The organism is Nitrospira sp. (assembly GCA_005116745.1).
Taxonomy (GTDB): Bacteria; Nitrospirota; Nitrospiria; order Nitrospirales; family Nitrospiraceae; genus Nitrospira_D.
In genome coordinates this window covers 247,822-265,354 of sequence record SWDS01000001.1, presented here as the reverse complement: position 1 = coordinate 265,354, position 17,533 = coordinate 247,822, and the positions used below count along the sequence as shown (strand labels likewise).

Sequence of the window (17,533 nt, the reverse complement as noted above, 5' to 3'; positions counted from 1 at the left end):
GAGCGCAAACCAGGAAGCGCCGTATGTAGGGAAGGACGGACTCCCGTATACAGAAGTCGGCCGCTGCCCGCAGGCAGGCTTCACCTCGCTCTTCTTGCGTCTCCGTAGTAGTCTCACGGTAGGGAGCAGACCTCGGTTCACGAGTTACTCAAGACGTTAACAAGGCAGGTGCCCGTTGACGAAGCAAATTCCCCTTTCTTACAAGGCGCTTATACCGCCCTCCGGGGTAATTCACGGCGGGCGGCAGAATGTGACAAAGCATGCATTCTTGTCCGATATGTTGGAGAGAGAAGGGGACACCGCCAACTCCACGATGTTCCCAACAACCAGCGTGTCGATCGTGGCGCGGTGGTTTGCAGCATGGCAGTTAGAAAATGCGCTCAGACCAGGACAGCCCTCTTAGTTGCGACGGGTTCATCCATTCAGCAAGGAGATTCTTATGAAACAGACGGACCAACAGGGAATTCAACGGGCTTGCCTGTCGCCATCCCTTCTCGATCGAGCCAATACCACTCCGACAGTTCAGTTCGATGTGTCGAACCTGCAGAGCTCCTATGCAAACGTATGTAATGTGTCTTCAACTCGCGAAGAGTGGTGCCTGGCTTTTGGCGTGAATAATGTGTGGGAGCGCGGCCAGGCAAACATCCACGTTCAGCTGACCTGCCGTATTATGCTCAATCCCTTTGCAGCAAAACGATTGGCCATCGTGTTCACTCGTGTGGTGACCGAATATGAGGCAGATTCAGAACGTGACATGACGATGCCAGGTCACAAACCAATGCGGCATGAGGCAGGATCGCGGCCCTTTACATGGGCGATCCACCCTGCTTTAATAGCCTCTTCCACGTAGACTCATACTGCCAGACGATGATCAAGCGGCGGCATCACTCGGGGGACAGAACCGACTGCTTCCACCTTTTTAGAGTTGCCTGAACACCATCCACGCAGCACCCGAAGCAACATTGCTGGGCTGGCGCAATTGTGCGTACCGAATCTTCATTATTCCGATTGACTCTTTCTGAAAAAACACAGTTGTGCCTTTTTAGATACAGTTATATTCCAAAACGTGTCGCACATAATATATTAATAACAACATCTTATATGCATATCGCGCAGGCATATGAATTGCTTTGTGTTGAAATGAGATTATCATGTTTAAGCATTTGTCTCTATAAGGGAGGACTTGTGCGCAATCAACAAACTTTGGCATCGGCAGTAACCTGTTCTGGTGTGGGACTCCACTCTGGCCAGTCGGCGTCGATTACGCTGCGGCCTGCCCCCCCTGACACCGGCGTGGTTTTTGTCAATCGCAAAACGAACGTTGATGCGCATCTTTCGGCCTCCATTAGACATCGCATCCCAACCGAATTGTGCACAGCCATCAGCGGCAATGGGTTCCAAGTTCAAACCATTGAGCATCTGCTCTCGGCGCTGTCAGGTCTTCACGTCGACAATGTCTTCGTCGATGTATCGGCAAGCGAAGTTCCGGTCATGGATGGAAGCGCCGCGCCCTTCGTCCGGCTGATTCAATCCGTCGGTATTGTCCCTCAGAATCGGAAGCAGGCGTTTCTTAAGATTATGGCGCCGATCGAAGTGGCCGAGGGTTCGAAGCGTGTTCGGATCGAGCCGTCCCCCACCCCGAAGATCACCTACTCCATTCACTATGAACATCCTCTGATCAACACGCAGAGCTATGCCTATGATTGCTCCGCCATTGCGTTTGAGAATGAGATCGCCGAAGCCAGGACATTTGGGTTTCTGTACGAAGTCCAAGCCTTGTGGGCTCGCGGGCTCGGCAAAGGCGGAACCCTGGACAACACCATTGTCCTGTCGGATGATGGGGTCGTCAACGAATCCGGCCTCCGATTCGACGATGAGTTTGTCCGCCACAAAATCCTTGATCTGATCGGTGACTTTTCTCTTATGGGAATGCCCTTCATCGGTCACATCGTTGCAGACCGGTCTGGACATGCACTCCACACGCGGTTGGTCCAGCAGATCCTGACCCAACCAGAGAAGTGGGTGCTTCTCAACGCAGACCCTTCAGGAGAAGGGAAGCGATCGATCGCACATGCGCTTCACCTTCATCCAGCTGTCGCACTTCAGGCTTCGTAGTAGTCTGCAGAGATTATTATCTGGCTGATTGCTGATCTTCTGGTAGGACGCGCTCTTTATTCCAACACATCGCAGTGTGGTACGCCGGGAGTGAGTGGCCTCACCCCCGGCGCATCACATTATAGCGGGGATTACTTCTTCTTCTTCTTTGCTGCTGCTTTCTTTGTCGCCAAGAGTCTCACCCCCCTTCGCTGTATCACGTTAGGCCCGTTAACTGATCGCTACACCGCCTGAATCAACATATCGTCTAACGCCTCGAACGTGTTGGGACCGACTTTCCTAAACCGCTTGTCACGTTTGAGCGACGTGGCAATCGATGTCAGCGGCGTTTTCCCTTTGATCTGCAACCCGCCTTCGATGAGACGCTGCACCAACTCCTTCGCATGCATGGAGCGGTTTGATTCACGGAGAATCTCATAGGCCGCTTGCGGGACGCTTTTCCCAACGTACTTACTTCGGCCAAGCAAAATTTCTCGAGATTGATCGGTCACATCCATGACCTGTAGAGACCGAATACCCTTGGAGTCGTCTGCGGGAATAATTTGGTTGGAGAGACTCGCAAGCTTGGCCTTGTCGGCCTCGACGCGGTAGAGAGTTTCAGCAAGTTCGAGATACTTCTTAATCGTCGCAATTTCATCATCCAAACGACGACGCTTCTTCTCCAGGTCCTGGAAACGACTCTTGTAGGCGTTAATCCGTTGATCGAGCCCAACGAGAATGTCTCTTAATTCCTCCACAAGCACCTCTCGTAAAGCATGCTTGCTTTATAGCATTGCTTCTAATCTCTGTCAAGTTTCTTGATTCAATTAATATGTTCGCTCAATAAACATACTCTTGTACGCATGTATTCCTTGCCTGTGCATTGTAGGAAAGGCTTGTTTCTGTGAAAAGCACCGTTACCCACTCGATTACATGCAGGGTATGCTACAATCCGGCGTGCCGATTCTTCATGAACACCCGTCCCACGACAGCCTGCTCGACACGGCGATTGCTGCCGGTAAAGAAGCGGGCGCCCTCCTCCGAACCTATGCGAGTTCTGGGTTCCGCATCGAGTATAAGAATCCAATCAATCTAGTGACGGACGCGGACCGTGCTGCTGAACAGTGTGTCATCAACCATATCCAGGCTCGCTTCCCCACCCATCGATTCCTGGCCGAGGAGCGTGGCCGTATTGAGGAGGTCCCGTCACCCTATCTCTGGGTCATCGACCCACTCGACGGCACCACGAATTTTGCTCACGGCTACCCCACCTACTGCGTCTCTATCGGCCTTGAGTATGAGGGGCGCTGTATTCTTGGCGTGATTGTTGACCCCTCGCGGGACGAACTCTTCACCGCTATTGAAGATCGTGGCGCTCAGTTGAACGGTCACCCCATCCACGTATCCAAGACGGCGACACTCAACAGCAGCCTGCTGGTGACAGGCTTCGCGTACGACATCCGAGACTCACCGCGCAACAACCTGGATCATTTTGCCAAGTTTGCTATGAAGGCACAGGGACTTCGCCGAACGGGTTCTGCGGCATTGGATCTCTGCTATGTGGCAGCAGGGCGCTTCGACGGATTCTGGGAAGTCCAGCTCAATCCCTGGGATATGGCGGCTGGATCCGTCATTGTAAAAGAAGCCGGTGGGCGGCTGACCGATTTCAGCGGAAAGGATCTCTCCATCTACGGACAAGAGCTTGTCGCGAGTAATAGACAAATCCACGAGGCGATGCTCCAGGTTCTCAAGCAAGACGCTCCACGAACATGAACACACGAGAGAGGCGTGCCTCGTGAAGCTCCCCCACTGATGTACAACACGAGTGTGGATACGGTATGCTGTCAACATCGATCAACCGGAGTCTTCGCATGGCGCGTGCCGTCCCTCCACCAGAACAATCGAACAACAGTCTTTCCGGTGATCAACCCGTTGATCCAGCCTGGGACGTGGAATTGCTCCGCGTGCTCGTCAGCCGAAAGGGGATACAAGTCGAAGCCCAATGGGCAATCCACCCTCAGTTGAAGCAGGACTTGTTGCCTGCCGAATGGCAGGAAGTGAAAGATCTCATGACACAGGTAACCGACATCGTCGGTAATCGCTTCTCCGAAGCTCTGGCGAATGTCGAGCCTATCCCTCCGGGCCATGCCTGATCGCTTCATCGCGCGACTTCTTTCTTCTCCACATCATCGAATCACAGGGGAGGTTCCTCATGGACTCGTATTACCATTCGCATGATCTTGGCAAGTTTGCTGATATCGGAAAAGGCAACCAAGCCCTGTGGGAGAAGTTCAAGAGTTATTACGACGCGGTGTTTGTGGAGGGCGCGTTGACGGAGCGAGAGAAGGCGCTCATTGCCCTCGCCGTCGCTCATACCGTGCAATGCCCCTACTGTATCGATGCCTACACCCAGGCGTCACTGGAAAAGGGATCGAACGTCGAAGAGATGACGGAAGCCGTCCACGTCGCCTGCGCGATCCGCGGCGGCGCGTCACTCGTGCACGGCGTGCAGATGCGCAACGTGGCGGAGAAGCTATCGATGTAGGAGCACGTGAGGCAAGTTGAGTAAGGAGGAGCTGATTGGGCTTTTACAGTTGCCCCTGGTTCAACCGGTAAGATGGATTCCTAGTCCCTCATTGCATGACTTCGTCGGGGAACAGCGCGGTGATGAGAGATCGCGCCTCTGGTAACAACGGCTTCACCTCTTCGAGTTCCAAACCGGTGCCACCCAGAGTCGGATATCGTTCAGCCATGTAGAAGGCAGAGGCTTGTTCGCAGAGGCCACGAAACGGTCGAATCGCGTCATCATGGGCTGTAGCTTCATCGAGTAGACTCTGCAACGTGTGCACCTTCTTCAGCTTCCAGCCTTTCCCCAAGAGATACGCCTTGAGAAATTTCTCCAAGGCCTGTTGGAGAAAGAGCCCCGCCCCTTCGGCATCTCCATCGGCCAACATAACGTGAATCCGATGCCAGTCCTGTCGTCCGACCACCCGCCAGTCTTCAGGGTATAACGAGTCACGGCGTGAGTTCACAAGTCCACCCCTGTCCCCACCACCTCCGCAATAAATTGATCGCCGCGGTCTAACCGGGCCTGCAATTCCTGTGGGCTCAGGACAATCGGCGCCAGCGGCAACCCATAACTGAGTTCACGCACAATGCGAAGCACCGAGGCCGAACGCTCGTAAAAACGCTCGCCGGTGTCGGCGATCACCAGCAGATCGATATCGCTATGCTCAGTGGCTGTGCCGTGTGCCATGGACCCAAAGAGGATGACACGCACAGCACCGTAAGTGTGGCGCAAGCGATCTGCAATGGTTTTAAGCCGCTCCCTATCGACGGTCGTAGAAATCGACGGGGCCATACTATCTCCTTCGCTTATCCATTTGTCTTCCTGAACGGATGAAACACCGAGTGCCTTAGCCAGGATGCTTCTTCAAGCCACTAGCTGCACCTCGGTGTCAGGGGTGCCCAGTCTCGTGGAGCAAGTACCTTGAGAGCATATTAGTGCGCAACAGTAAACGCCTGCAACCGGATAGCAATTTTCCACTCGTCAGGGGCTCAGCGCGAGCAGATTATGTCAGTAGATCTTGGATGAGGGTTATAAGTTCTGATTTTCCGGAATCGCCAGCGTAAAATATTTCCCCCGCTCTTCGTACAAGACACGTTGCGCCGTGAGGTCATTGAGGATGGGTTGGAGGATCGCATCACTGCAATCGGTTTGCCCCCCCACTGCTGTTCGGATCTGCCCCACGCTCTTCGCCGACTCATTACAGATCTCAATCACCAGCGCGGCTAATCCCTCGTACCGTCGTCGAATCGGAGAATTCGGATTGCGGCCATCGTAAACGGTCACATAGTTCGGCGCCTTGGAGTAATACAGAAATGGCCGATCAGCTGAACGATGTATCCGCTGCCAGTTCTCAATCGCGGCGACCAGCTCCTGATACAGGTGCGGATCGACCGGCCAGTTGTCGAGTTCGTACTCGAAGTCATAGGCGATCTTCTTGAGATCGACCTGCCGTGCGTCGTAGACATACTCGTACGCCATCCCCGGCCCGGTGATGCGGATACCATACTCGTGCGGCCTGGTGAAGTAGGGGCTGAAGCGCTGCAGCCAGAACTTGCCGGTCGCTTCGGGCGGCTGCAGGTGCAGCAGGGAGGGAATCAGGTCGAGCTGACGCTGATAGTCCTCGTTGGTCTCGCCTGGAAATCCCAGCAGAATATTCCACGACACCATCACGTGATAGTAGAGGCTCCACTTGAGGCAGCCGATGTTCTGCATCGGCGTGACGCCCTTGTCCATCGCGCGCAGCTGATTGATACTCAGGCTTTCCAAGCCAGGCTGCATGCATTTCACCCCGCCTGCAGCCAAGGTTTTGATCTGGCGCTTCTGCAAGTTGCTCTTGGTTTCGATGAACACATCCAAGTCGCAGTGGTCCTCCGCCAACTTGCCGAAGAGGTTGTCGATATAGCCCATGTCGATGATGTTATCGACCAACCGAAATCGAACGGCATCGTAGCGCTGAGAGAGGTCGGCAATTTCTTTTAATACTTGTTGTGGCGCCTTTGCGCGGAACTTCATGCTCTGGGCATTCAGTCCACAGAACGTACAGTGATGCTTCTCCCCCCACCAACAGCCGCGTGAGCCTTCGTACAAGAGAATTCGATCGAGTCCCTGTGCTTTGTCGCCTAGCTCGGTAAGCAACTGATAGTAATCGTCGTAATCAGGCGGACCGGTCTTGGAAAAATCGGAGAAGAGCGCCGCATTCGGCGTGAGCACAATCTTCTCGCCCTGCCGGGAGGTCACACCGTTGGGATAGTCCTCTGTCTTGCCGGCCAGAATCTGGCGAACTAACGGCAAGAAACTTTCTTCTCCCTCCCCGACCACGACGTGATCGATGAAGGGAAACGCCCGGAAATGTTCCAGTCCCATCTCGCCGTCGAAGTTGGCTCCGCCAAAGACGATGATCACGTCCGGATACAGATCCTTGATAAGTTTGGCCATCGTGAGGCTGGCGACGTTTTGATCGAACGTTGACGTAAACCCGACGAGCTTGTATTGCCCCCACTCGATCGATCGCAGTGCCCAGGTGAGAAACTGCGGGGCAATGCGTGACGCCATCTCTTCGAAATACCCAATCGGTTTCCCACGCTCCTGCGCGAGCTGTTCAAAGACCGGTTTGAAGACGTGTGGATACTCAGCGCGTTTTAGGTTCTCTCGAAACAGGAGGGAAGAGAACAGCCACTCGCCGAAGAGGGCGCGTTTCTCGCAGATCGCTTCGTGCAACTCCACGCCAATCAGGTGGGCGAACCGGACGTTCAGGTGGTGACAATCGACAGGGATGCCATTGGATTTCAGGAGCGCGGAGAGCGTGCCGAGTTGAATGGATGGATACTTGGCGTAGCTGAACGGCATGTTGACGAGCGCCACTTGTGCCTGGTCACTCATCGAAGGCCTCGTAAGTTACGTCCATCAAGTTTCGTTACGTTGCCGTTCGCCCTGAGCTAGTCGAAGGACGTGCACCTTCAAGGAATTCGTTCATGGTTCGACAGGCTCACCACGAACGAACTTTTGAGACTCTATGCTAAGCGGCCCGAAACGGTTCAAATTCCCGATCCGCCTTGGCCGCCAAATAGAAGTCGCTCTCGGTGAGGCCGTTGATCTTGTGGGTCCAAATCTCGACTTTGCACTTGCCCCAGGCGAGATAGAGATCTGGATGATGGCCCTCCACCTCCGCGATGGCACCAACCCTGTTCACATAGGCCAAGGCCTGCGCAAAATCTTTGAATGTATAGAGTCGCTCAAGATGGCCCTGTGCGTTGAGAGACCACCCCTGGCTCAGTTCCTTCAGCAAGTCTTGCGCACGATCATTCGGCACAGGCGGGACCCCGCCACGACAGGGAATGCATTTATTATCGGCCAGACCCATGAGATCCTCCTTGTCTTCACAATTAAGAGAGATATTGTAAATGGGGACGAAGTTGAAGGGCAAGGCAGGGAAACTTATGGCTCTTTTCGGATATCTTCCACACAGCGAAAGCCTCTGCCTGGCGCTCCCTCATATGCGCTTGCGTACATACGCGCCTGATAATCGAGGTCGCCGACAGCATCATGAATGCCGAGTGCCTGAAGATTTCCCCGAATCACCTTCCGCGTCTGGTCCTCCGGCGGCGTAGGACTCCATCGAGCCTCTTGGTACGTCGTGGCCGTCCATTCATACACCTGGTTGTTCACAATCCGGCCCTGGGTGTCACGTGCCGCCTTTTCCCACTCATCTTCTGACGGCAGCCGCTTGCGAGCCCATCGACAGTAGGCGACGGCATCATGCCACCTCACACCTTCCACCGGTCCATCGGAAGCGAGTGACGCGCCGTCTTCCATCAGTGCAGCGGGAGGCATCGCGCCTGTCGCGTCGACGAATCGCCGATAGCGCGCATTCGTGACCAGCGTTTTCTCGACATACAGATCGTCCGCTAGATACACCACCATCTTGGTTGGAATCCGCCCAGACCGAATGAGCACCATCGGAACGCCATCGGCACCGATCTTTTCTTGGGCCATCATGGAGTCGCTCGCTCGTGGCTCGATCCGCCACCCCGCCAAGGCTACCGCCACAATCGAGACCGGCACGGCATACCCCTGCCGTCCTCTGGTCTCACTCACCACACCAATCACCTGTCCGTTCAGCAGGAGTGGTCCACCGGAATGCCCTTCCTCGACCAGAGCCTGAAATGCGAGCGTCGGCCCTTTCAAACCACTGATAGTGCCGGTCGAGACCGTCCAGGGTGGAAGCGTTGGTGGAAAGCCTATAAAGGTGACTGCCTCGCCACCAACCACTTCCGTCGTCAGATCCAGCGGCAGCGCCACTACGCCGTCTGGAATTGGCCCGGCTACACGGAGGGCCGCGAGTCCCTGTGGATCTCCACCGTCAATCCCAACCACTTGAGCTACGAACGGTTGCTGGGGGTTGAGGAAAAACGTCACGGTGGGTTTGGAATCTCCTTCCACCACATGCGCCGCCGTGACGATGTAGGCGGCGTCCTTGTCCAATCGCACGATGAATCCGCTCCCAACCTTGGTTCTCCCGTCCACTTGCGCCGCGATCTTGACGACGCCTTTCTTGAGGTCTTCGATATTTTGAGCATAGCCTATCGAGGTACTAGCCGATACAACAACAAATCCGACCACAGCGGTCAGGAGCATGTGGATGGCATTACTATTCATGTGACCTGTACGACCCTCACTTCACGTCTTGAACGCAGCGGAAACCTAGATTCACGTTCCAGCTAGTCGCACTGCCAAATTGTCGCACCATTGACATGATCCTTGATGGGTCAACCATTGTTGCCATGCCTCCACGCTCGACCATAAGTGCTGGGGGATTTCCTGGATAATCATCTGAAGTGGTCCATTCCGAGGCATTGCCTGCGAGGTCATAAATGCCATAGGGACTAAGTCCCGCCGGCCGGCTACCGACCACTGCCACCACCTTCTCTTTCCAAACTGCGTGCAGCTCTGTCGGCTCTTGGTTCCCCCAGGGATACTTTCGTCCATCCGTCCCGCGCGCAGCCTTCTCCCATTCCTGTTCAGTCGGCAGCCGCTTCCCATAGTGCCTGCAGTAGTCGTAAGCGTCATGCCCTGTGAGATGTACGACCGGTCGGTCGCCACTGTCTGCTAACCCCGTCTGTTTATGCCAATCGAGCGGAAACTCGTGAACCGTGGCCTGCTGAAAAGCCACATAGCGCTTGATGGTAACTTCATACTTGTCCATATAGAAAGCGGGTAAAGTTAGCAGCTTGGGCGGAGCCCCGTAGGCCTGATCTCCATAAAGAAATCGTCCTTCCTGGACTAGCATCATCGGCGCACCATCTTTGCCGTTAATCTCCCGAGCCTGAGTCGTTTGCCGTGGCTCCTGCTTGGCCGTTTCGGCCGGCGGAGATGAGGGGGGGGCCGCTGTAACAGCCGAGCTCGTACCTTCCTGCGCCCTGATCCCAAAACCTTCAATGTAGTCCTCAACACTACCGACCGTCACCCCTCGACCAACTGACTGGCTTTCCGAGCCGACCACCCCAACGACCTTTCCTCCCTGAACGATCGGTCCACCGGAATGGCCTGACTCAATGGCAGGAGAAAAGAAGATGTCCCGCCCTTGTCGTGAAGAGATGTTGCCTTTGATCACGGCCCAGGGTCCAGCGTTGCGAGGGAAGCCGATCACAACGATGTCTTCGCCGCCCGTCAGACGCACCTCTCCCGCAAGCGACAACGATGTGAGACTTTTGGGAAGATTCTCCGATCCTCTCACCACCAACAGCGCCAAACCTCGCACCTCATCACCGCCCTCCAACCCCAGCACTTCAGCCGTGACCGGCACGTTCCGCTTGGTAAAGAATTCCACTCGTGGATGTTGATCCCCTGCCACTACATGAGCCGCAGTGACGATATACGCCGCATCCTTATCCACTCGAACAATAAACCCCGTGCCGACGTTCGCGGTTCCACTCGGAGGTTTGGCAGTGACCTTGACCACCCCAGCTTGGAGACGGGCAATATCCTCTGCGCCTGCCAACCCCACATGAGCGAGCCCGATCAGCATCAAACATGCTGTAACCAAGGCGCGGGCAATCACCGTTTGAACTCCTTCCACAACCGATAGGCCCCAAGGCTTGTCGTGAACACCGTGGCAATGATCGTTAGAACCACTCCGAGCCGCGCATTATGCCACAAGGCATCCAACGAGGTCAGGCGGTGTTTGTGGATCGGAATCTGGCCGATCTTCGTGCGGATCTCCTTGGCCATGCCCTCGCCCACGAGGTGTATACCGGTCCCATTCAGGCTGAGTTCCTGAATCGTAAATCCGTCGAGTTTCTCCAATCCCACAGCTTCGTCCTTCCTCATCGAGACTGTGCCAAGGAGATGTTCGTAACCTGGAAAGGTAACCATCCCATCGCCGGTCAACGCGCTGACTCGCTCGCCGGCTTTGATGTAGGTTTTCTTATCACCATCGGCTTCACTGGCCTGTCGAGTGAAATCGATCGTGGTCACAGGGATCCCGCCAAACACCTGATGTGCTGCGTGCCCCAAGACAAATGTGGGTAAGAGGACCAGTTGGTCTGATCGCGCGTGCAGGACCACCCGAGATGGCTGTTCCGGCAATGTTATGCGATAGGTCAACTCGCCGTCTTGTGCAAAGGGCACATTCTTGACACCGCGCATCTCCACATGATCCGCAATCACCTTGAACTGATGGCCTGGACTGACGATGAACTCTTTTTGCCCCGCGACTTTGATCGTGAGCCCCCCTCTCCTCTCACTGCTCTCCTTCTTATCCTTTTTGGTTTTGTCCTCTCTATTCTCCCTCTTTTCCTTCTCTCTTGTTTCAAGCGAGACCCGGGCTCCTGGTCGCGCCACGATAGAATCCAGCTTGATCGGCTCCCCCCCACTTTCCACAACAACTCTAGACAGTTGTGTCTGACGATTGGCAACTACGGTCAGTTCAGATTGGGCAAGGACCAGCTTTCGCCATGCCCTGTCCGGAAATCTATCCTCTTCCAATTGATAGAGCGATGGATCAGCCACTTCAATGGTTTTGGGAGTGATGGTGATCGTCTCAAAGTTTTCAATGCCCACTGAGTCCGCAATCATGCCGCTGAGTGTGTACGAATCCTCAGATTGCTTGGCACCAATGACGAACTCGATGCGCTCCGTCGTGAGTTCCACCTTGATCTGTGCTGCCACAGGCCACAGCATGAGGCCGACCGAGACGACCGCCGCCAGACTGGTTGGAATGGACACGAGCCATATAGGGTGTACTCGTTTCCACCAAGGCTTGGGCCCGAACTCAATTCGCTTCGGCGGACTCTTGACGAGTCGTTCAATATCTTTGAGCAGTTGGGAGAACCCGGCATGCTCAGCGCCTGGGTCCCACTCCACCAGCGACTGATAGGTCCGCTGGGTAAAGCCGAGCGGGATCTCGCTCTCGTTGATCTTGATAGGAAGATACTTCTCTTGCTGCTTCGCTTCTGAGGCTTCCGCCTGGACCCATTCAGACTCTACCGACTGTTTGGACCAGACGACAATCGCACACTTCGCCGCCGCAAGTTCCTGTCTGATCACAGCATTGAACGATCCACCAGTGGGAATGTTGCGGTCCCACCAGACTGACCAGCCACGCGTTTCTAGCGTCTTGGCGAACTGCTCCACCCAGGGGCGATCTTTACTGGAATAGCTGATGAAGATATCGCTCATGGCCGGCGCTCAGGCATTGATCGCCTGCTACCGCATGGCAGGCCTGTGAAAGAACCGCACAGTCTGTCGCAGGGGCTGATTGGTATCGAGGAAATAACCGCTACAGACTAGAGTATAGTGCCCTTCTTGTGCGCCTGCCGCATCCCATCGCACGGTGAACGGCCGACCGCCAGGAAGACGACGGAATGTTTGAGTCATGACTTCAGCCGATTCTTTCCCTCGTAATACCTTGCAAGAGAGCCGTGCATCACCGTTGGCCTTCATAGTGAACAGGTAGCCGCTGATCCTCTCGGGAGGCTGTGCATGATAGAGAATCGCCGGCGCAATCTCTTCGTTCTCCGCAGGCGTTTCTTTTCCCAAGCGAATCAACACCCCCAACTCATATGGGTTGAGTTTTTGATCCAATTGCCGCAACACCGGCTTGGTTGGCCAGGTGTATTCGTTCACCGACTTGGCTTGCCAGCCCTTCGCCGGTGTGACCTTGTCGAGCCAATAGTAGAGCCGGTAATCCTGCTCTCGGACGGTGAGATGGACAGGAGCTTGGCTTTGAAGATAGAACCCGACCCGGAGTTGATCAGGCAGTTGCGTAGAAGGCTCCTGATAGTCGGCCAGAACGGAGATGACCTCGATGTCGTATCCGGAGACCGGCTTCGGTTTCACTCCTTCGAAACGGTCGCCACGGTTTTGATAATCCAGGCTGGAATCGGCCCACAGCGGGAGAGGGGCGACAAGCACGCCCAAGAACAGCCACGTCGCACGAAGTTTGAGCGCCATGTGAGATCCGTGGATGACCGACCAATCGCTAAGACGACCGCCGAATTCGGCGGCAGTATAGCCCAGCAACCTACGTGAATCTAGCTATGGGTGGACGGGAATATATCCGACTTTCCGGACCTTATCTGAAAGGCCACGCAACCATCAGCGTTGAAGAAGGCTCATAAAATGAGACTACTGAGAACGCCAGTTTCGGAACGCTACGAGTACTATACGTAAGAACGTACGGGACCAGGGTCGAGTTCAGAGGATGTTGGAAAAGCTCGCCCAGCAAGGCCGCAGCGAGCGAAAAGATGAGGCGTACGCTGAGGTACGTTGAGTCTTTGAGCGATGGGAGAACGCTGCTGGAGGGCTTTTGCAACACCCTCAGAATAGCACGGGCGACCTTGCACTACGGTGGGAGGTCGCCCGCGATCGGCGCTTAGGACGCCGGACTATAATGCTCTCATTTGTTGCGGCCCAGAAGACCCACACGATACAAGTCGTCCAAGGTTTCCAGTCGGGGAAGACCTCGTCAGTTCCGGGTATCTGTGTTCCTCCTGCTTCCGAAGGCTCTCCGCTCATATGGCTCTGGCCATCATGTACGAGGGCCATGCGTGCCATTCTGGCACAGCCAGCGAAGAATCGGCTAGCAAGACCGACGAGAAACCCACTCGTGAATCGGTGGGCCTGATGGGCCAGGTGGCGTCGTGTCGTCCATTTCCACCCTCCTCTCGCGATGAAGTCACCGAGAGACCTGGATGGCAGCCGCGCGGTCTACCCGATCTCTCGAACTTCCGTGAAACGATGGGCCGCACTATCCTCACTACGCCCATTAGGAAACCGTGTCAAGAGTGATCTGACTCTTTTTGGTACCGATGCGTAACACAGCGCAGATGCCAACCAACACAAGATCTTCAAGCGGAGAATACCATCGCAACGGCAGAGGGAAGAACACGCCATAGCAGCCACAGTTTGGAAGATCAAGGCCTCGCTGACACCCTGCTACACGATCCTCAGCTTGGTGAAATCTACACCTTCTGGTGCCGGGGGCGTCTTGAGGTTCATCTCTTCCAACGCATCAACGACACGCTCAGCCACGATCAGATTGCGGTACCACTTCCGATTGGCCGGCACGACATACCACGGCGTCCGCTCGGTACTCGTGGCCGAGAGGACGTCTTCGAAGGCTTTCTGATACTCATCCCACAACTTGCGCTCCTCAAGGTCGCCGGAACTCCATTTCCAGCGCTTCTCCGGATCGGCGATGCGAGCCTCCAGCCGTCTTTTCTGCTCTTCCTTGGAGATATGGAGAAAGAACTTGAGCACGGTCGTGCCGTTCTCAGTCAGCAGCTCTTCGAATTCTTTGATCTGGTCCAAGCGGCACTTGGCAACTTTCGCGGACACCCATCCATGCACCCGTGTAATCAGGACGTCCTCATAATGCGATCGGTTAAAGATCCCAATGTAGCCTTTGGGAGGAACTTCGCGGTGAATGCGCCACAGGAAATCACGAGCCAATTCATCCTTGGAGGGAGCCTTGAACGCCGCCACCTTGCAGCCCTGCGGATTGATGCCGGACATCACGCTCTTGATAGTCCCATCCTTTCCGCTCGTATCCATCCCCTGCAGGACGATAAGAAGCGATCGAGTCGCATTGGCATACAGACGCTCTTGGAGTCCATCGAGCCCGGCGATGAGTGTGGCCGTTTCCGCTTTTGCCTTTTCTTTCCCTTGGTCGCTCTTTTTGTACTCCCCAGTGTCGTCCGGATCGTACTGTTTCAACGAAAGCTTGGCGCCGGACTTCACACGATATCGTTTCATGAGTTCCTCCCTGGCTCAGCGCAGAAGACGCTCTATCGTTGGTGGTTGGAGGGCACGCTGCACATGCCCACGTATATTCCGAGAATTGGATGAACCGGGTGTGGAGCCTATGGTTGTCTTGCAGCATCCTGGGCACAGCGGAAGCCGACGTTAGGATCCTGCTCGGTCGGATCACCCTTCGTGCGAAACGAAGACCGTAGCCGATACGGCGTATTGATGTAGGATCCACCGCGCTGGACTTTGGCTGTCCCTTCGCTGGGTCCACGTGGATTGATCGCGGGGCTGTTGATGAAACTGGAATAAAAATCCTCGGCGTACCAGTCCATCACCCATTCGTAGAGATTGCCGGCTAGATCCTGCACACCGTACGGGCTTTGCCCCATGTGGTGATTGCCGATGACCGACACTGTCTCTGCACCGCCTTCCTTCAACCCATAGACCGCGTGGACTGGAGTCGGCGGATCGTTTCCCCACGGATAGGTCCGTTCATCAGTCCCGCGTGCCGCCTTTTCCCATTCCGCCTCTGCGGGCAGCCGTTTCCCCTGCCAGAGACAATAGCCCATCGCATCCATCCAGTTCACCCAGCGGACAGGACGCTCAGCATGGATCACAGGCGTCTCCTTGTCCGCGAATCCCCATGGAGGTTCGCTCTGAATCGCTTCGACGTACTTGGCGAATCGTTCGTTCGTCACCTCAAATTTGTCGATGTAGAAGGCATTGAGGTAGACACGGTGCGTAGGGGCTTCGTCTTCATCTCCTTTGTCGCTTCCCATGACAAACTCACCGGCCGACACCAAGACCATCGGCGCCCCATCTTTCCCAATCAGTTCAGGCGCAGCCGTGGACAGCGCAGCCAGCTGGTGCAGAGCGCCACCGTTGGTCGGCGACTTGCTTCTCTCTCCAGCTTTGTGATCGCCAGTGGCGCCGGGAAGTTTTGCTGAAATGGCAGGAAGATCCGGCTTAAGGGACGTTGACGGGACGGACTCAGGCTTCGAGGTCCGACTTTCTGTCGCCGCTGCAAGCCCTGTCTGTAGAAAGAGGGCCAGGGCACTAGTCATGCACACGGTAAAAATTCGTCGGACATCCATACGTTGGCCTCAGTTGATACTAAGGTACCGAAAACGCAAGGCCAAAATCCAGCCCACCTCGATTTGGCCGCTCATATGGTCCGAGGGCGGCAGCCCGTTGAACATGATAGTCAATGATTGCGTGCGAGAGTTGCACTTACCGATCGTCCAGTGTAGCGTAGGCGTCAGCATGCCGGTCTCGATTGCGTTCGCCATCCAGAAGTGTCTCCCTCTTGTCACCTGTACCCTGCTTGTCGCGCTGGTTATCGGCGTTTCCGGCTGTGGTGGGCCTTGGCGAGATACCTATTTCAAGAGAGGGGTCAGTCGGCTGACACAGGAGGAGATTCGAGAGCGACTAGGCCCCCCGCACACGGCCAAGACCCCAGCCCTCGGTGGGGATAGTCACTGGACCTATCGGTTCGCACTCAGCGAGCAAGACCTCACCACGTTGAACGCCTCATTCGTCGCCGACGCTTCCCACTCGGTCACCAGCTTGATGGGCAAGGGGGCAGAAACCGCCAAACCCACGTTGTATTGCTATCGGTACACGTTGACGTTCTCTGAAGACAAGACCCTGAAGAACTGGAAACGTGAGGAATGCGTTCCAGGTACCCGCGAAACACTGACCGCCAAATAGAGGATGATCGTGCCCCCAAGCGAGTGGTATTCCATCGATAGCTCCGTCGCATTGGATGGACTCAAGTCGCTGATCCTGTTGATAGTCTTGGTCAGCGTCAGAGCGCTGGCCGTCCGATGGATCGCCGGCAATCAGACGCTCTCGATGGAGTCGAAACGTCGATGGGTGGTGACGACCAGAAATTCCGTCGTTTTTGCGTTTCTCATCGGCCTGGTGATCATCTGGGCCCATGAACTCCAGGCGTTTGCCGTGTCGCTCGTCGCGGTGGCGGCGGCGATGGTCTTGGCGACAAAGGAACTGATTCTCTGTTGGAGTGGCGCGGCGCTGCGAGTGAGCAGCAAGGTCTATGCTGTCGGTGATCGAATTCAGATTGCGGGCCACCGCGGTGTGGTACTGGACCACGATGCCTTTGCGACGAAGCTACTGGAGATCGGTCCCGGGCAATCCGCGCACTTGTACACCGGCCGGGTCGCCGTCTTTCCCAACAGCCTGCTGTTCACGAATGCCTTGATCAAGGAGAATCCTGACCAGGAGTACGGCCTCTATACACTCGTGGTACCGATCAAGATCGATGACGACTGGCAGAAGGCAGAACGCACCCTCGTAGAGGCGGCCAAGGCCGAGTGTGCGCCGTTCATGGAAGAAGCCGTCCGGCAAATGAAGTTGCTGGAGCAGGCCAATCTGTTGGAAGCGCCTTCGCCGGACCCGCGCATCACTATCCAACTACCGGAATCCGGCAAGCTCCATCTTGTGCTTCGATTTCCAGCTCCCGATCGAGGACGCTCGCGCATTGAGCAAGCCATCCTGCGTCGGTATCTTATCGGAACGACCACATCCAACTGACCGGCACAGAGAGTTTCAGCCCCGACAAAGGAAGAGGGCTTCCTTCGTCGCCGAAGGAAGCCCTCTCAT

General features: G+C 55.5%; 18 protein-coding genes. 7 read left to right on the top strand and 11 right to left on the bottom strand.

Annotated elements, in window-relative coordinates; all coding sequences use genetic code 11:
• Positions 1 to 439 precede the first annotated feature (439 nt).
• Positions 440 to 850 (top strand): DUF3467 domain-containing protein, encoded by a 411-nt coding sequence (locus E8D52_01345; protein ID TKB70765.1) that lies wholly within the window; start codon positions 440 to 442, stop codon positions 848 to 850.
• A 251-nt stretch (positions 851 to 1,101) separates the two neighbouring features.
• Positions 1,102 to 2,115: a UDP-3-O-acyl-N-acetylglucosamine deacetylase gene (locus E8D52_01340; GenBank protein ID TKB70764.1), complete on the top strand. Its 1,014-nt coding sequence runs from the start codon at positions 1,102 to 1,104 to the stop codon at positions 2,113 to 2,115.
• Positions 2,116 to 2,336: 221 nt separating this feature from the next.
• On the opposite strand, the gene E8D52_01335 is transcribed toward E8D52_01340, so the two are convergent.
• Positions 2,337 to 2,852, bottom strand: a complete 516-nt coding sequence (locus E8D52_01335) for a hypothetical protein (GenBank protein ID TKB70763.1) — start codon at positions 2,850 to 2,852, stop codon at positions 2,337 to 2,339.
• A gap of 184 nt (positions 2,853 to 3,036) precedes the next feature.
• On the opposite strand from E8D52_01335, the gene E8D52_01330 reads away from it, so the two are divergent.
• The 3 genes from E8D52_01330 to E8D52_01320 all read left to right on the top strand — a co-directional run bounded on the left by E8D52_01330 (position 3,037) and on the right by E8D52_01320 (position 4,639).
• Entirely contained in the window at positions 3,037 to 3,867 is an 831-nt protein-coding gene (locus tag E8D52_01330) for an inositol monophosphatase (GenBank protein ID TKB70926.1), read from the top strand.
• A 65-nt stretch (positions 3,868 to 3,932) separates the two neighbouring features.
• On the top strand, positions 3,933 to 4,247 hold the full coding sequence (locus E8D52_01325; GenBank protein TKB70762.1) for a hypothetical protein: 315 nt from the start codon (positions 3,933 to 3,935) through the stop codon (positions 4,245 to 4,247).
• 59 nt (positions 4,248 to 4,306) lie between these two features.
• A complete protein-coding gene (locus E8D52_01320) occupies positions 4,307 to 4,639 on the top strand; it encodes a 4-carboxymuconolactone decarboxylase (protein TKB70761.1) in 333 nt (110 codons plus the stop codon).
• Between the two features lie 88 nt (positions 4,640 to 4,727).
• On the opposite strand, the gene E8D52_01315 is transcribed toward E8D52_01320, so the two are convergent.
• From E8D52_01315 to E8D52_01270, 10 genes are all read right to left on the bottom strand, one after another.
• Positions 4,728 to 5,192, bottom strand: a complete 465-nt coding sequence (locus tag E8D52_01315) for a HEPN domain-containing protein (GenBank protein TKB70760.1) — start codon at positions 5,190 to 5,192, stop codon at positions 4,728 to 4,730.
• Positions 5,123 to 5,455 (bottom strand): nucleotidyltransferase domain-containing protein, encoded by a 333-nt coding sequence (locus E8D52_01310; protein ID TKB70759.1) that lies wholly within the window; start codon positions 5,453 to 5,455, stop codon positions 5,123 to 5,125. Before E8D52_01310 ends, E8D52_01315 begins: the two co-directional genes overlap by 70 nt.
• A gap of 237 nt (positions 5,456 to 5,692) precedes the next feature.
• Positions 5,693 to 7,543 carry a RiPP maturation radical SAM protein 1 gene (locus tag E8D52_01305; GenBank protein ID TKB70758.1) on the bottom strand — a complete coding sequence of 617 codons (1,851 nt, stop codon included), beginning with the start codon at positions 7,541 to 7,543 and terminating at the stop codon, positions 5,693 to 5,695.
• 136 nt (positions 7,544 to 7,679) lie between these two features.
• On the bottom strand, positions 7,680 to 8,024 hold the full coding sequence (locus tag E8D52_01300; GenBank protein ID TKB70757.1) for a 4a-hydroxytetrahydrobiopterin dehydratase: 345 nt from the start codon (positions 8,022 to 8,024) through the stop codon (positions 7,680 to 7,682).
• A gap of 74 nt (positions 8,025 to 8,098) precedes the next feature.
• Positions 8,099 to 9,319, bottom strand: a complete 1,221-nt coding sequence (locus E8D52_01295; protein TKB70756.1) for a hypothetical protein — start codon at positions 9,317 to 9,319, stop codon at positions 8,099 to 8,101.
• A gap of 16 nt (positions 9,320 to 9,335) precedes the next feature.
• Positions 9,336 to 10,721: a hypothetical protein gene (locus tag E8D52_01290; GenBank protein TKB70755.1), complete on the bottom strand. Its 1,386-nt coding sequence runs from the start codon at positions 10,719 to 10,721 to the stop codon at positions 9,336 to 9,338.
• Positions 10,718 to 12,340, bottom strand: coding sequence for a toll/interleukin-1 receptor domain-containing protein (locus E8D52_01285; GenBank protein TKB70754.1), 1,623 nt, complete (start codon positions 12,338 to 12,340; stop codon positions 10,718 to 10,720). The genes E8D52_01290 and E8D52_01285 overlap by 4 nt, the downstream gene beginning before the upstream one ends.
• Before the next feature lie 27 nt (positions 12,341 to 12,367).
• Entirely contained in the window at positions 12,368 to 13,114 is a 747-nt protein-coding gene (locus E8D52_01280; protein TKB70753.1) for a hypothetical protein, read from the bottom strand.
• Between the two features lie 984 nt (positions 13,115 to 14,098).
• Positions 14,099 to 14,917 carry a polyphosphate kinase 2 family protein gene (locus E8D52_01275; protein TKB70752.1) on the bottom strand — a complete coding sequence of 273 codons (819 nt, stop codon included), beginning with the start codon at positions 14,915 to 14,917 and terminating at the stop codon, positions 14,099 to 14,101.
• Between the two features lie 107 nt (positions 14,918 to 15,024).
• Positions 15,025 to 16,005 (bottom strand): formylglycine-generating enzyme family protein, encoded by a 981-nt coding sequence (locus tag E8D52_01270; GenBank protein TKB70751.1) that lies wholly within the window; start codon positions 16,003 to 16,005, stop codon positions 15,025 to 15,027.
• A 169-nt stretch (positions 16,006 to 16,174) separates the two neighbouring features.
• Here E8D52_01270 and E8D52_01265 point away from each other — a divergent pair, with 169 nt between their 5' ends.
• Positions 16,175 to 16,621, top strand: a complete 447-nt coding sequence (locus tag E8D52_01265) for a hypothetical protein (GenBank protein TKB70750.1) — start codon at positions 16,175 to 16,177, stop codon at positions 16,619 to 16,621.
• 3 nt (positions 16,622 to 16,624) lie between these two features.
• On the top strand, positions 16,625 to 17,464 hold the full coding sequence (locus E8D52_01260; protein ID TKB70749.1) for a mechanosensitive ion channel family protein: 840 nt from the start codon (positions 16,625 to 16,627) through the stop codon (positions 17,462 to 17,464).
• Positions 17,465 to 17,533: the final 69 nt, after the last annotated feature.